Origin of the sequence: Paraburkholderia silviterrae, assembly GCF_004353915.1 — a bacterium.
In the GTDB taxonomy this organism is placed as follows: Bacteria; Pseudomonadota; Gammaproteobacteria; order Burkholderiales; family Burkholderiaceae; genus Paraburkholderia; species Paraburkholderia silviterrae.
Window position 1 is genome coordinate 39,371 of record NZ_SMRP01000014.1, and the last position, 13,296, is coordinate 52,666.

Here is a 13,296-nt window from a genome sequence, read left to right on the forward strand (position 1 = left end):
GAGTTCCTTCAGGTTTGGCCCATGCAACCGGGTGCGCGCGCCGGGTGTGCGCGATAAATCGCGCTCCGGTGCAGCATGCCTCATGCAGTTTCATGCAGACACGGCTTGCGCCGCACGCACGCGCACGCCGGCGCGCGCAGCGACCGCGTTGAGCAACACGTTCGTGCCCGCCGTGACGTCCTCGGGCAGCGCGTCTTCGGCTTCGTTGTGCGAAAGGCCGTCCACGCAGGGGATGAAGACCATCGCCGTCGGGCAATAGCGCGCGAGGTGGATCGCGTCGTGACCCGCGCCGCTCACGATGCGCTCGTTCGAATAGCCGAGGCACTCGACCGCTTCGGCCACGAGCGCGACGCAAGCCGGATCGAACGGCGTGGCGGGAGACGTCCAGCAATGCGCGATCTCCACGCCAAGCCCGCGCGTGCCGCCCACAGCCGCGCAGACCGCACGCAGGTCCTGCTCCATCGCGTCGATCTGGGCATCGTCGTGATGGCGCAGATCGACCGTGAACGTCACGTTGGCCGCGATCGTGTTGCGCGACGAATTCGCAATCTGCACCTGCCCGATCGTCACGAGACCGAGCGGCGCATGGCGCGCCATCACGCGCTCGATTTCCATCGCCATGTGCGCCGCACCGAACCAGGCGTCCTTGCGATAGCGCATCGGCGTCGTGCCCGCGTGCGCGGCCACGCCCGACACCGTCACGTCGAACCAGCGGATCGCCTGGCCGCCCGTCACCACGCCGATGGTCGTGCCGTTCGCCTCCAGGATCGGGCCCTGCTCGATATGCGCCTCGAAGTAGGCATCGACGGCCACGCCCTGCACGGGCCGCGTGCCGCGCGCGCCGCACGCGTCGAGCGCCTCGCCGAGCGTCACGCCATCGGCGTCGCGGCGCGCGAGCGCGTCTTCGAGCGTCATTGCGCCCTGGAACACCGCCGAGCCGAGCATCGCAGGCGTGAAGCGCGCGCCTTCCTCGTTGGTCCACGAGCAGATCTCGATGGGCTTTTCGGTCACGGCACCGGCGTCGTTGAGCGCGCGCACCACCTCGAGCCCGGCCAGCACGCCGTAGACGCCGTCGAAGCGCCCGCCCTCGGGCTGCGTATCGAGATGGCTGCCCATCAGCACGGGCGCGGCCTGCGCATCGGCGCCTTCGCGCCGCGCGAACAGGTTGCCCACCTGATCGGTCCACACCGTCATGCCCGCCTCACGGCACCAGTGCGCAAACAGCTCGCGGCCGCGCCGGTCTTCTTCGGTGAGCGCGAGACGGCGCACGCCGCCGCCCGCCGTCGCGCCGATGCGCGCCATTTCAGTGAGGCTCGCCCACAGACGCGGGCCATCGATATGCAAGAGGTCTTTCATTGTTAAACCCATCTCCGGTCGATTTTTTGTTGATAGCTGTACTGATGCATCAATGCGAAATCAGTGCGAACTCAATGTGAATTCAATGTGAACTGAGCGCCTCTGCGGCCGCCTCGTCGTGCGCATGCGCCGCGCGGCGCGCGTCGAGCGCGACGATGCACACCAGCGACACACCCGCGAGGCAGGTATAGAACACCGCGAGCGGCCACCATTGGCCCGCATAGCGATGCGCGAGCCAGGTGCCGACGAGCGGCGTGAGACCGCCGGCCACCGCGCCGCACACCTGATAGGAGAGCGAAATGGCCGAGTAGCGCACGCGCGTGGGGAACACCCCCGAGACGAAGCCCGCGATCACGGAATAGAAGCTCGCCATGCAGACCACGGCGATGGCGATGCCGATCACCATCGGCACGACCTTGCCGCTCTGCACGAGCACGAACATCGGGTACGGCGAGAGCATCGCCGCGAGGGCCGCGCACTTCAGGAAGCGCGCGCCGCCCATGCGCTCGGCGAGCCACGCGGCGATGGGCTGCGCGAGGAACTGGATGATCGCCACCGCGAACAGGCAGTCGAGGATGAGCGAGCGCGTGATGCCAACGTACTGCGTCGTGTACGCGATCATGAAGGTGTTGGTGAAGTACACGCCCGCGATGCCGATGGTGTTTGCGCCGATGCACAGCAGCACGAGCCCCCATGCGGACTGGAACACTTCCGCGACCGGCAGCTTCACGGTGCGGCGCTGGTCCTTGAGCTTCTCGAACTCGGGCGACTCGTTCACGCCAAGACGGATCATGATGCCCACCACGAGCAGCACCGCCGAGATGAGGAACGGCAGGCGCCAGCCCCACGAAAGGAAGTCGGCCTTGTCGAGCGAGGTGACCGAGCGGAACGCCAGCAGCGAGAGGATCAAGCCCGCCGGAGAGCCGAGCTGCGCAAACGAGGCGAAGAAGGTGCGGCGGCCGGCGGGCGCATGCTCGGCCGCCATCAGCACCGCGCCGCCCCACTCGCCGCCCACGGCCACGCCCTGCACGATGCGCAGCAGCACGAGCAGCACCGGCGCGAGCATGCCGACCTTCGAATACGACGGCAGCAGGCCCACGCAGACGGTGGCGACGCCCATCATCATGAGCGTGGTCATGAGCGCCTTCTTGCGGCCGATGCGGTCGCCGAGATGGCCGAAGATCAGGCCGCCGAGAGGCCGCGCGAAGAAGCCGACGGCAAACGTGGCGAACGACGCCATCGTGCTCACGAAGCGGTCCTCGGACGGGAAATAGAGCTCGCCGAACACCAGCGCGGCGGCCGTGGCGTAGATGTAGAAGTCGTACCACTCGATCATGGTGCCAATGAACGCCGCTGTGGCGGCACGCACCGGTTGTCGGGCGGAAGTTTGCGGGGTGGTCATGGGGGGTGTCTCCTTGTGCTTTCGTCGTGCGTGCGGCTTGTCGCAGGACTTGCAATACGCATGAAAGCTTTATCGCCGGCCAGAAAACATTAGTCAAATTTCGAGTTATTATTCGGCACATAAATCTGGCTAATGATCAAGCCGAAAACCAGCGAGGAGACTGCCCATGCGCGCCGACATCACCCGCTTTCTCAACGACCGGCTCGACTGGAACCTGCTGCGCACCTATCTCGCGATCATGCAGGAGCGCAGCCTGAGCCGCGCCGCCGCGCGCCTCTACGTAACGCAGCCCGCCGTGAGCCAGGCGCTCAAGCGGCTCGAAGACGCGCTCGGGCGCAAGCTCATCGAGCGGCGCGGCACGCATTTCGTGCCGACCCAAGCCGGCGAAGAGGTCTATCGCATCGCGAGCGACATTTACGGCACCATTTCGCAGCTCGAAACCGGGCTCGACGAGCGCACCACCGACATCACCGGCTCGATCCGGCTGCTCACGGTGAGCCGGATCGAATCGCGCGTCTACGACGAGTTCCTCGCCGAATTCCACTCGGCGTATCCGCGCATCGATCTGCAGATCGAAGTCATGCGCTCCTCGGACATCATTTCGTCGCTGTTGCAGAAGACCGCGACCGCGGGCCTGGGCCTGTGCCGCACGCCGGTCGAGAAGCTCGAGATGCGCTGCTTCCTGCGCCAGCGCTACGCGATGTTCTGCGGCCGGCACCACCGGCTATTCGGTCTCTCGCAACTGATGATGGAAGACCTGCTCGCGGAAAATTTCGTGTCGTTCACGAGCGACCAGATTGGCGACAGCCTGTCGCCGCTCACGGTGTTTCGCGATCAGCGCGGCTTTACGGGGAGAATCGTGGCGTCGTCGCCGAGCCTCGACGAGGTGCGGCGGCTCATCTTCGCGGGCTACGGCATTGGCTGCCTGCCCGAGCACATGGTGAAGGACGATCAGGCGCGGCAGCGCCTGTGGCGCTTGCCGCCCGAGGAAGGTCTCATGGACGTCGACATCCACCTGCTGTGGCATCGAGAGCGCAAGAGGAATGCGGCCGAAGAAGCGTTCTTCGACGCGATGGAGCGCTGCATGCAGCGCCATGCGCTCGCGGAACGGCTATAGCGCGCGCCGCGAGCGCTCGATAGAAGCGCTCAGAAAGCGCTCAGAACCCGCGCGACATGACCGCGACGCCGATCGTCACGACACCCAGCACCAGATTGACGATAACGAGCCGGCGCACGGTGCCCACGGCGCGCGCGCCGTCGGGCCACTTCTGCGCCTGCACCGCGCGGCGGATGCGCGGAAACACGGCGAAGCGGATATGGCCGAAGATCAGCATCATGATCACGCCGAGACCCGCCATGGCGTGCAACTGCCAGGTGGCGTGGCCGCCGCCGAACTGCATCAGCAGAAAGCCGCCGGTCAGCAGGATCACGATCACGGCAATGCCCACCCAGTTGAAGAAGCGGCCGAACACCGATTCGATGAGCGGCAGCCGCAGTTGCGGCGAAAGGTCTTCGAGCGCCGGACGCAGACAGAAGTGCGCGAACACCATGCCGCCCACCCAGACGGCAACGCTCAGCAGATGCAGAAAGAGCGCGATTTCGATCGCGTGACCCATGCTTGAAATTCCCTGTTCGTAAAAATATCCGGCTGTCGGCCGAAGTTAGTGCTTCAGCACTTACCCCGGCCCCATGCAAGGCTCGAACCGGGTTGCGCGGCATTATTTCATGCCACGTTGAGGTTCGCGCCCGATGTGCGCGCCGAATCCTCCGGCGCGCGCATTGCAGTCGCTCGAGCGCTTACTGCGGCAGCACCGGACGCATGCCCGTGACGACCTTGAGCTTCGAGTCGGGCGCACGGCCCTTGCGCGCCCGCTTGCCGATCTGCGGCGAGAGCACCGCGCCGGCCATCAGATCCTCGCCGGCCTTGCCGCCACGGCCCGTGCCTTCCAGCACCACGCCCGAAGCGGTGATCGCGAGCGCCTGCACGAGTTTTTCCTTCTCGTCGAGCTGCATCAGCGTCACGCCGCGCCCGCCGCCCGAGAGCGTCTTCATCTCGTCGAGGCCGAACACGAGCAGGCGACCGCCCGACGACAGGCACGCCACCTGGATCGCATTGGGCAGCATCGGCATCGGTGCGAGCGGCACGCAGCCTTCGTCGATCGTCATGAACGCCTTGCCGGCCTTCACGCGGCTCACCATGTCGCCGATCTTTGCGATGAAGCCAAAGCCGTTGCTCGACGCGAGCAGCAGTTGCTGTTCCGCATTCGCCGCGAAGTAATGCAGCAGATGCGTGCCCGCCTCGAGCTCGATGAGCGAGGTGACCGGCACGCCGTCGCCGCGGCCGCCCGGCAATTGCGCAATCGACACCGAATAGACGCGCCCCTTGCTGCCCCACGCGATGAGCGTGTCCGGCGTGCGGCACTGGAACGCCGCGTAGAGCCCGTCGCCGGCCTTGAACGTGAAGCTTTGCTGGTCGAGGCCGTGGCCCTTCAACGCGCGCACCCAGCCCTTCTGCGAGACGACCACCGTGACCGGCTCGTCCACCACGCGCACCTCGAAGCTCGCGCGCTTTTCCTGCTGGATCAGCGTGCGGCGGTCGTCGCCGTACTGCTTCGCGTCGGCTTCGATCTCCTTCACGATGAGCCGCTTCATCGACGACTCGTTCGCGAGCAGCTCTTCGAGCTTGGCCTTCTCTTCGCGCAGCTCCGCGAGCTCCTTCTCGATCTTGATCTTCTCCAGCCGCGCCAACTGGCGCAGACGGATTTCGAGAATGTCCTCGGCCTGGCGCTCGGAAAGCCCGAATGCGCTCATCAGCGCGCTCTTGGGCTCGTCCGACTCGCGGATGATGCGGATGACCTCGTCGATATTGAGGAAGACGATCATCCGCCCTTCGAGGATGTGGATGCGGTCGTCGACCTTCGTCAGGCGATGCTGCGTGCGGCGCGTGACCGTCGCGAAGCGGAAGCCGATCCACTCGCCGAGGATCTCGCTGATGCCCTTCTGGCGCGGCCGGCCATCGGCGCCGATCATCACGAGGTTGAGCGACGCGTTCGATTCGAGGCTCGTGTTGGCGAGCAGCGAGTTGACGAACTCGCCCTGGTCGATCTTGCTGGTCTTCGGCTCGAACACGAGGCGCACGGGCGCGTCCTTGCCCGACTCGTCGCGCACGGCGTCGAGCAGCGCCAGCATCGACTGCTTGCTCTGCAACTGCTCGGGCGTGAGCGTCTTCTTGCCGAGCTTGAGCTTGGGGTTCGTCAGCTCTTCGATCTCTTCGAGCACCTTCTGGCCCGACGTGTTCGGCGGCAGCTCGGTCACCACGAGTTGCCACTGGCCGCGTGCGAGATCCTCGATCTTCCAGCGCGCGCGCACCTTGAGGCTGCCACGGCCCGATTCGTAGGCCGCCGCGATTTCCGCCTCGCTCGAAATGATCTGGCCGCCGCCCGGGAAATCGGGCCCCGGCAGCCTTTCCATGATCTCCGCATGCGAAAGCTTCGGATTCCGGATCATCGCCACCGCTGCCGACGCGACTTCGCGCAGGTTATGCGAGGGCATTTCCGTGGCGAGGCCGACCGCAATGCCCGATGCGCCGTTGAGCAGCAGCATCGGCAAGCGCGCGGGCAGCGTCTTCGGCTCCTGGAACGAGCCGTCGTAGTTCGGCATGAAATCGACGGTGCCCATGTCGATTTCGTCGAGCAGGAGCTTCGCGATGGGCGTCAGGCGCGCTTCGGTGTAACGCATGGCCGCCGCGCCGTCGCCGTCGCGCGAGCCGAAATTGCCCTGACCGTCGATGAGCGGATAGCGCATCGAGAAGTCCTGGGCGAGACGCACGAGCGCGTCGTAAGCCGACTGGTCGCCGTGCGGGTGGTACTTGCCGAGCACGTCGCCGACCACGCGCGCCGACTTCACGGGCTTGGCGTTGTCGCCGAGACCCATCTCGTTCATCGCGAACAGAATGCGTCGCTGCACCGGCTTCTGGCCGTCGCAGACGTCGGGCAGCGCGCGGCCCTTCACCACGCTCACCGCGTAGTCGAGGTACGCGCGCTCCGCGTAGTGGCCGAGCGTGAGCGTGTCGCCGTTCGGCGCGTCGGTCACTTCAGCAAAGAGATCGTCCATGTTTCAGTCAGTCCGTAATCTTGTATGAGCGTATAGGTGCGCAAGCGTGTGCGCTCAGATATCCGCTTCGACTTCGTTGCCCTTCTCTTCGAGCCACGAGCGGCGCGAGGCCGCTTCGCCCTTGCCCATCAGCATGGTCATGCGCGCAACCGTAGCCTCGTAGTCGAGGTCGCCGAGCGCGATGGGCGAGAGGCGCCGCGTGTCGGGGTTCATCGTCGTGTCCCAGAGCTGCTCGGCGCTCATTTCGCCAAGGCCCTTGAAGCGGCTGATGGTCCATTGCGTCTCGCGCACGCCGTCCTTGCGCAGCTTGTCGAGGATCGCCTCGAGCTCGCCTTCGTCGAGCGCGTAGAGCTTCTGCGCGGGCTTCTTGCCGCGCGCGGGCGCATCGACGCGGAACAGCGGCGGGCGCGCCACGCACACGTGGCCGCGCTCGATCAGCTGCGGGAAATGCTTGAAGAAGAGCGTGAGCAGCAATACCTGGATGTGCGAACCGTCGACGTCCGCGTCCGAGAGAATGCAAATCTTGCCGTAGCGCAGGTTCGAGAGATCGACGGTGTCGTCGGGGCTGTGCGGATCGACGCCGATCGCCACCGAAATGTCATGCACTTCGTTATTGGCGAACAGACGGTCGCGCTCGGTTTCCCACGTGTTGAGCACCTTGCCGCGCAGCGGCAGGATGGCCTGGTATTCCTTGTCGCGGCCCATCTTCGCCGAGCCGCCCGCCGAATCGCCCTCGACGAGAAAAAGTTCGTTGCGCGCGATATCGGTCGACTCGCAGTCGGTGAGCTTGCCGGGCAGCACGGCCACGCCCGAGCTCTTGCGCTTCTCGACCTTCTGGCCCGCGCGCGTGCGCGCCTGGGCCTGCTTGATGACGAGGTCGGCGAGCTTCTTGCCGTGCTCCACGTGCTGGTTGAGCCACAGCTCGAGCGCGGGGCGCGAGAACGACGAGACGAGCTTCACGGCGTCGCGGCTATTGAGGCGCTCCTTGATCTGCCCCTGGAACTGCGGGTCGAGCACCTTGGCCGAGAGCACGAACGAGACGCGCGCGAACACGTCCTCCGCCAGCAGCTTCACGCCCTTGGGCTGAAGGTTGTGCAGCTCGACGAAGCTCTTCACGGCCTGGAACAGACCGTCGCGCAGGCCGCTCTCGTGCGTGCCGCCCGCGGGCGTCGGAATCAGGTTGACGTAGGACTCGCGCGTGAGCGGGCCTTCCTCGCTCCACGCGACCACCCACGCGGCGCCCTCGCCTTCGGCGAAGGTGTCGTCGGTGGTGCGGGCGTCTGCATAGCGCTCGCCCTCGAAGAGCGGGATCAGCAGGTCGGCGCCACCCATGCCTTCGAGCAGATAGCCGCGCAGGCCGTCTTCGTACTTCCACGAGAGACGCTCGCCGGTCTTCTCATTGACGAACTCGACCTCGACGCCGGGCAGCAGCACCGCCTTCGAGCGCAGCAGGCGCTGGAGCTCGCCAAGCGGCAGATTGGGCGAGTCGAAATACTTCGGATCGGCCCACGCTCTCACGCGCGTGCCGGTCTTTTTCTCGTCGCGCGCGGCGTTGCGCGTGGTGAGGGGCTTCACGACGTTGCCGTCCGAGAAGCCGATTTCGGCGACCTTGCCGTCGCGCCAGACCGTCACGTCCAGACGCGTCGAAAGCGCGTTGGTGACCGAGACGCCCACGCCGTGCAGACCGCCCGAGAACGTGTAGGCGCCGCCGGCGGCCTTGTCGAACTTGCCGCCCGCGTGCAGGCGCGTGAAAACGATTTCGACGACGGGCACCTTCTCGTCGGGGTGCAGCCCGAACGGAATGCCGCGGCCGTCGTCATCGACGGAGACGGAGTGGTCGGCGTGCAGCGTGACCGTGATGCGCTTGCCGTAGCCGCCGAGCGCTTCGTCGGACGCGTTGTCGATGACTTCCTGGATGATGTGCAGCGGATTCTCGGTGCGCGTGTACATGCCCGGCCGTTGCCGGACGGGCTCGAGGCCCTTGAGCACCTTGATCGACGCTTCGCTATATCCAGCGTTTGCAGCGTTTGACTTCTTCGTTGACATGGTGATCCGCAGGGGGTTGTCCGTGCGCTTGTCCACAGGTCCTGTGGACATCTGCGGGGACAACGCGTTGAGTGTTCAAAAAAACCGTGACGAAACAACGGGCTGAGCGCGCTGCGCAACTGCCGGGCAGACATCGCCGGGCCGGCGCGCGCTCGCACAGTCGCTCCGATTCGCGAGGTATTGTACTGATTTGGGCTTGCACGGCAATTTGGAAAGGGGTCGGCCGTTCGGCCGAGGGGTGGCGAGGCGCTTGAGTCGCGTAGAATGGGGTGCATACGGCATGCCGCCTGCAGACGCCGTTTCAGCCGGTTTGTTGCGCAATCTGGAGGAGTGGAGCGCCCATGAAACCATCCGAAGCATTACACGCGCATCGTGCTGAAATCCGGCAGATCGTCGCGAGCCATCACGCAACGAATGCGCGTGTGTTCGGCTCGTCGGCGCGTGCAGAAGACGACGAGGACAGCGATCTCGATCTGCTGATCGACCCGACGCCGGAGACGACGCTTATCGACCTCGCGCAAATCCAGTTGCGGCTCGAAGCGCTGCTGGGTGTGCGAGTGGACGTACTTACGCCAAAAGCGCTACCCGAGACCTTCCGCGCCCGCGTAGTTGCCGAATCGGTGCCGGTATGAGAAAGAAAGATTTCCGCACACCCGATTACCTGCAACATATTCTCAACGCTATCGAACGCATTCGCGCATACACCGCGCCGCTGTCACACGAAAGCTTCGAGGCAACACCAATGGCTGTCGATGCCGTCGTTCGCAACATCGCGATCATTGGAGAAGCCGCACGCAATATCGCACGTGGCGACCCAGACTTTGCCGCAGCGCATCCCGAGATACCGTGGGAGGCCATGTACGGCATGCGCAACCACGTGACACATGGATATTTTGCCGTCGACATCGAGATTGTCTGGAGCACCGTACAGACGTACTTGCCCGACCTGGAGCGCAAGCTCTCGCGCCTGAGTCAGAAATAAAAAAAGCGGCCTTCATCAGGCCGCCTTCTCCCGCCTGCGCCAGCTTTTCACTTCACTTGCGCTTGCTCTCCAGCTCTTCCCACCGCTCCAGCGCCATCAACAATTCCTCATCGATCGCGGCATAGCGCTCGGTGAGCCGCGTGCCCTCCTGCGCATCCTTCGCAAAAATCGATCCATCTTCGATCTTCGCGCCGATTTCCTTTTGCTCCGTCTCCAGCGCCTCGATGCGCTTGGGCAGCTCCTCGAGCTCGCGTTGCTCCTTGAACGAAAGCTTCACGGTGCGCTGTGCATTGCGGCCCGCCGCGCTCTCCTTCGGTGCGGCGGCCGCGGGTGCCGCTTCCTTCGGCGCGCGCGCATCGGCAAGCTCCTGCGCGCGGGCGCTCTGGGTCTGCCAGTCGGTGAAGCCGCCCACGTACTCGCGCCAGCGCCCTTCGCCCTCCGACGCGATCACCGAAGTCACCACGTTGTCGAGGAACGCGCGGTCGTGGCTCACCAGCAACACGGTGCCGTCGTAATCGGTCAGTAGCTCTTCGAGCAACTCGAGCGTGGGAATGTCGAGGTCGTTGGTCGGCTCGTCGAGCACCAGCACGTTCGCGGGGCGGGCAAACAGACGCGCGAGCAGCAGGCGGTTGCGCTCGCCGCCCGAGAGCGACTTCACGGGCGAGCGCGCGCGCTCGGGCGAGAACAGGAAGTCGCCGAGATAGCTCATCACATGCTTCTTCGCACCGTTGATCTCGACCCAGTCGCTGCCTGGGCTGATGGTATCGGCGAGGCTCTTCTCGAGGTCGAGCTGCGCGCGCATCTGGTCGAAATACGCGACCTGCAGGTTCGTGCCCACGCGCACCGTGCCAGCGTCCGGCTTCAGCTCGCCGAGGATCAGCTTCAGCAGCGTGGTCTTGCCCGCGCCGTTCGGGCCGACGAAGCCGATCTTGTCGCCGCGCATCACCGTGGACGTGAAGTTATCGACGATCGTGCGATCGCCGTAACGCTTCACGACGTCCGTGAGCTCCGCGACGATCTTGCCCGACTTCTCGCCCTGCGCGACGTCGAGCTTCACGTTGCCCTGCACGTTGCGGCGCTCCTCGCGCTCGTGGCGCATCTGCACGAGGCGCGCGATGCGGCCCACGCTGCGCGTGCGGCGTGCCTCGACGCCCTTGCGGATCCACACTTCTTCCTGCGCGAGCAGCTTGTCGAACTTCTCGTTTTCCACGCGCTCGACTTCGAGCTGCTGCGCCTTGCGCTCCTGGTACTGCGAGAAGTTGCCCGGATACGAAAGCAGCTTGCCGCGGTCGAGCTCGACGATGCGCGTGGCCACGCGGTCGAGGAACGCGCGGTCGTGGGTGATGAACAGCAGGCTCGAGCGCTGCGCGACAAGCAGCTCTTCGAGCCAGCGGATGCCGTCGAAGTCGAGGTGGTTGGTCGGTTCGTCGAGCAGCAGCACGTCGGGCTGCACGACCAGCGCGCGCGCGAGCGCCACGCGCTTTTGCATGCCGCCCGAGAGCGCGCCCACGCGCGCGTCGGCGTCCAGCCCGATCTGCGCGAGCGTGGTCGACACGCGCGTGCGCCAGTTCCAGGCGTCGGCGTGATCGAGCGACGACTGCAGCGCATTCATGCGCGCGAGCAGCGCGTCGTGCTCCGCGCCTTCGGGCGTGTCCGCGAGCTTGTGCGCGACCACGTCGAATTCGTCGAGCAGCGCGCGCACGCCCGCGAGCCCGGAGGCGACGGTGTCGAACACGGTGGCATCGGCGTCGAAATCGGGCTCCTGCGGCACGTAGACGGTCGAAAGATCCTGCTGGCGCGTGACGAGGCCGTCGTCGGGCCTGGCGAGGTCGGCGACGATCGTGAGCAGCGACGACTTGCCCGCGCCATTGCGGCCGATTAGCCCGACGCGCTCGCCGGCTTCGAGCGAAAAGTCCGCGTGGTCGAGCAGCGCGACGTGGCCGAACGCGAGTTGCGCGCCGGTGATGGTGTAAAGCGACATGAATGGGGACCGTTGCCTGCGTTGGAGAGCAAGCGCGTATTGTACCGGGGCGCATCGGGTGCGCCGCGCTGGCCCCGTTGCTTCGATTTTCGCCGGGGCATTCGTCATGACAGTCACCCGCACGGGCGTGCCCGGCCGATAGCGGCGCCGCGAGCCCGCCGCGCACGGCCGGAGCGCCATTTTCCGGTAATATCGCGGCTCGCCCGCCGCCCCGCCTCAACCGGGCCAGGATGGCTAACGGGGCCATATGGGGCTATCTGTGGCTAATCTGTAGCTATATAGGCGGGCAAACCCGCGGGCAACGAACCGCGGAAAACTGCGTCGAACTGGAACGAAAGGTGTGTTGTGAGCGAAGTGATCGAATACAAGAGCTGGGTCTGCCTGATCTGCGGCTGGGTCTATAACGAAGAAGAAGGTCTGCCCGACGAAGGCATCGCCGCGGGCACGCGCTTCGCGGATATTCCCGACGACTGGCGCTGCCCGCTGTGCGATGTGGGCAAGGCCGATTTCGTCGCCGTGGAGTTCTGAAGCGCGCGCTGCGCGGGGTGGCATTTTCCAGCCGGATGGCGTTTGCTATACTCTTGCGCCTGCACCGCGCAACAAGACTTTGTGCGCAGACTCCGCGCCATGACGGGTGACTTGGGAAACATGGCGGTCTGGCGGAGTGGGAGCTTGTGCTCCTCGCAGCGGATTTGACGGCTCCCTGTAGTTCAATGGATAGAACAAGTGCCTCCTAAGCGCTAGATGCAGGTTCGATTCCTGCCAGGGGGACCAGCCGCCCGCATCCTCACCACGCCGCTCGCCCTTGCCGGCCCTGCCGGCGCGGCCGTCCCGATATCCCCCGTTATCCCGTTACGCACCCGCTGCGCACCCTGCGCGAGCCGATCGCCGATCCCGCGCGCCGCGCAGCGTCCTCTTTCCAGGCTGATTCACCATGGACATCAACAAGCAACTCGCCGCCCTCACCCATTCCGAACTGCAGACCGCCGGCGCCAGCCAGGCCACCGCGATCGCCGTGAGCGTCCTGCTGCGCCATCTGAGCTCGCCGGAGCTCGTCAAGCTGCTGTCGTCGGCGTTCGAGAATCATCAGGCCGTCATGCTGCAAACGCCGTGGCCCGAGCAGATGCTCAACTCGTTCGAGGCCACGCGCCGCTTCCTCGAAGGCGCCGCGCAAGGCCCGGCGCCCACGCCCGAAACTCCGGAGGAGTGAACCGGCCGCGCGAGGTCGCCGGCGAGCCGCCGGACCTCGTCGCCCAGGTGCACCGCAGCCTTTCGGGCCGGGGCCCGGCGGCCCGCCGCACCCGGGGGCGCCGCCGCTCTCAAGGCGGCCATGGCCGTTGCGTCGCGCCGCTCACAGCGGCTTGTCAATTGTTAACGTTCATGGGCTCCGGCATCGCCTACGATGGTCTCCAACAG

11 protein-coding genes and 1 tRNA gene are annotated in these 13,296 nt (G+C 65.7%); 6 read left to right on the forward strand and 6 right to left on the reverse strand.

The annotated features are described in order from the left end of the window. Nucleotides 1-90 precede the first annotated feature (90 nt). Nucleotides 91-1,356 carry a Zn-dependent hydrolase gene (locus EYW47_RS24535; RefSeq protein ID WP_133197442.1) on the reverse strand — a complete coding sequence of 422 codons (1,266 nt, stop codon included), beginning with the start codon at nt 1,354-1,356 and terminating at the stop codon, nt 91-93. A gap of 82 nt (nt 1,357-1,438) precedes the next feature. Continuing rightward, nucleotides 1,439-2,758 (reverse strand): MFS transporter, encoded by a 1,320-nt coding sequence (locus tag EYW47_RS24540; RefSeq protein WP_133197443.1) that lies wholly within the window; start codon nt 2,756-2,758, stop codon nt 1,439-1,441. Between the two features lie 166 nt (nt 2,759-2,924). On the opposite strand from EYW47_RS24540, the gene EYW47_RS24545 reads away from it, so the two are divergent. Beyond that, nucleotides 2,925-3,875 carry a LysR family transcriptional regulator gene (locus EYW47_RS24545; RefSeq protein ID WP_133197444.1) on the forward strand — a complete coding sequence of 317 codons (951 nt, stop codon included), beginning with the start codon at nt 2,925-2,927 and terminating at the stop codon, nt 3,873-3,875. Nucleotides 3,876-3,915: 40 nt separating this feature from the next. On the opposite strand, the gene EYW47_RS24550 is transcribed toward EYW47_RS24545, so the two are convergent. The 3 genes from EYW47_RS24550 to EYW47_RS24560 form a co-directional block, all read right to left on the reverse strand. Then, nucleotides 3,916-4,374, reverse strand: a complete 459-nt coding sequence (locus EYW47_RS24550; protein WP_133197445.1) for a CopD family protein — start codon at nt 4,372-4,374, stop codon at nt 3,916-3,918. A gap of 181 nt (nt 4,375-4,555) precedes the next feature. Continuing rightward, nucleotides 4,556-6,871 carry a DNA topoisomerase IV subunit A gene (gene parC / locus EYW47_RS24555; RefSeq protein ID WP_133197446.1) on the reverse strand — a complete coding sequence of 772 codons (2,316 nt, stop codon included), beginning with the start codon at nt 6,869-6,871 and terminating at the stop codon, nt 4,556-4,558. A gap of 54 nt (nt 6,872-6,925) precedes the next feature. Further along, nucleotides 6,926-8,917: a DNA topoisomerase IV subunit B gene (locus EYW47_RS24560; protein ID WP_133197447.1), complete on the reverse strand. Its 1,992-nt coding sequence runs from the start codon at nt 8,915-8,917 to the stop codon at nt 6,926-6,928. A gap of 341 nt (nt 8,918-9,258) precedes the next feature. On the opposite strand from EYW47_RS24560, the gene EYW47_RS24565 reads away from it, so the two are divergent. Beyond that, nucleotides 9,259-9,549: a nucleotidyltransferase family protein gene (locus tag EYW47_RS24565; protein ID WP_133197448.1), complete on the forward strand. Its 291-nt coding sequence runs from the start codon at nt 9,259-9,261 to the stop codon at nt 9,547-9,549. Further along, nucleotides 9,546-9,899 (forward strand): HepT-like ribonuclease domain-containing protein, encoded by a 354-nt coding sequence (locus tag EYW47_RS24570; protein ID WP_133197449.1) that lies wholly within the window; start codon nt 9,546-9,548, stop codon nt 9,897-9,899. The genes EYW47_RS24565 and EYW47_RS24570 overlap by 4 nt, the downstream gene beginning before the upstream one ends. A gap of 52 nt (nt 9,900-9,951) precedes the next feature. Here EYW47_RS24570 and EYW47_RS24575 read toward each other — a convergent pair whose 3' ends face one another. Then, the gene (locus EYW47_RS24575) at nt 9,952-11,880 is read right to left on the reverse strand and encodes an ATP-binding cassette domain-containing protein (RefSeq protein ID WP_133197450.1); all 1,929 of its coding nucleotides are present in this window, start codon (nt 11,878-11,880) and stop codon (nt 9,952-9,954) included. A gap of 345 nt (nt 11,881-12,225) precedes the next feature. On the opposite strand from EYW47_RS24575, the gene EYW47_RS24580 reads away from it, so the two are divergent. The 3 genes from EYW47_RS24580 (at nt 12,226) to EYW47_RS24590 (ending at nt 13,090) form a co-directional block, all read left to right on the forward strand. Then, nucleotides 12,226-12,408 carry a rubredoxin gene (locus EYW47_RS24580; RefSeq protein ID WP_133197451.1) on the forward strand — a complete coding sequence of 61 codons (183 nt, stop codon included), beginning with the start codon at nt 12,226-12,228 and terminating at the stop codon, nt 12,406-12,408. A 171-nt stretch (nt 12,409-12,579) separates the two neighbouring features. Then, nucleotides 12,580-12,654: transfer RNA gene (locus EYW47_RS24585), tRNA-Arg, on the forward strand. A gap of 160 nt (nt 12,655-12,814) precedes the next feature. Then, nucleotides 12,815-13,090: a hypothetical protein gene (locus tag EYW47_RS24590; RefSeq protein ID WP_133197452.1), complete on the forward strand. Its 276-nt coding sequence runs from the start codon at nt 12,815-12,817 to the stop codon at nt 13,088-13,090. Nucleotides 13,091-13,296: the final 206 nt, after the last annotated feature.

Bases quoted from the DNA above. Each gene is read 5' to 3' on its own strand.
- EYW47_RS24560 (WP_133197447.1), bottom strand. From the start codon at position 8,917: ATGTCAACGAAGAAGTCAAACGCTGCAAACGCTGGATATAGCGAAGCG.
- EYW47_RS24570 (WP_133197449.1), top strand. From the start codon at position 9,546: ATGAGAAAGAAAGATTTCCGCACACCCGATTACCTGCAACATATTCTC.
- EYW47_RS24535 (WP_133197442.1), bottom strand. From the start codon at position 1,356: ATGAAAGACCTCTTGCATATCGATGGCCCGCGTCTGTGGGCGAGCCTC.
- EYW47_RS24540 (WP_133197443.1), bottom strand. From the start codon at position 2,758: ATGACCACCCCGCAAACTTCCGCCCGACAACCGGTGCGTGCCGCCACA.
- parC (WP_133197446.1), bottom strand. From the start codon at position 6,871: ATGGACGATCTCTTTGCTGAAGTGACCGACGCGCCGAACGGCGACACG.
- EYW47_RS24565 (WP_133197448.1), top strand. From the start codon at position 9,259: ATGAAACCATCCGAAGCATTACACGCGCATCGTGCTGAAATCCGGCAG.
- EYW47_RS24550 (WP_133197445.1), bottom strand. From the start codon at position 4,374: ATGGGTCACGCGATCGAAATCGCGCTCTTTCTGCATCTGCTGAGCGTT.
- EYW47_RS24590 (WP_133197452.1), top strand. From the start codon at position 12,815: ATGGACATCAACAAGCAACTCGCCGCCCTCACCCATTCCGAACTGCAG.
- EYW47_RS24575 (WP_133197450.1), bottom strand. From the start codon at position 11,880: ATGTCGCTTTACACCATCACCGGCGCGCAACTCGCGTTCGGCCACGTC.
- EYW47_RS24545 (WP_133197444.1), top strand. From the start codon at position 2,925: ATGCGCGCCGACATCACCCGCTTTCTCAACGACCGGCTCGACTGGAAC.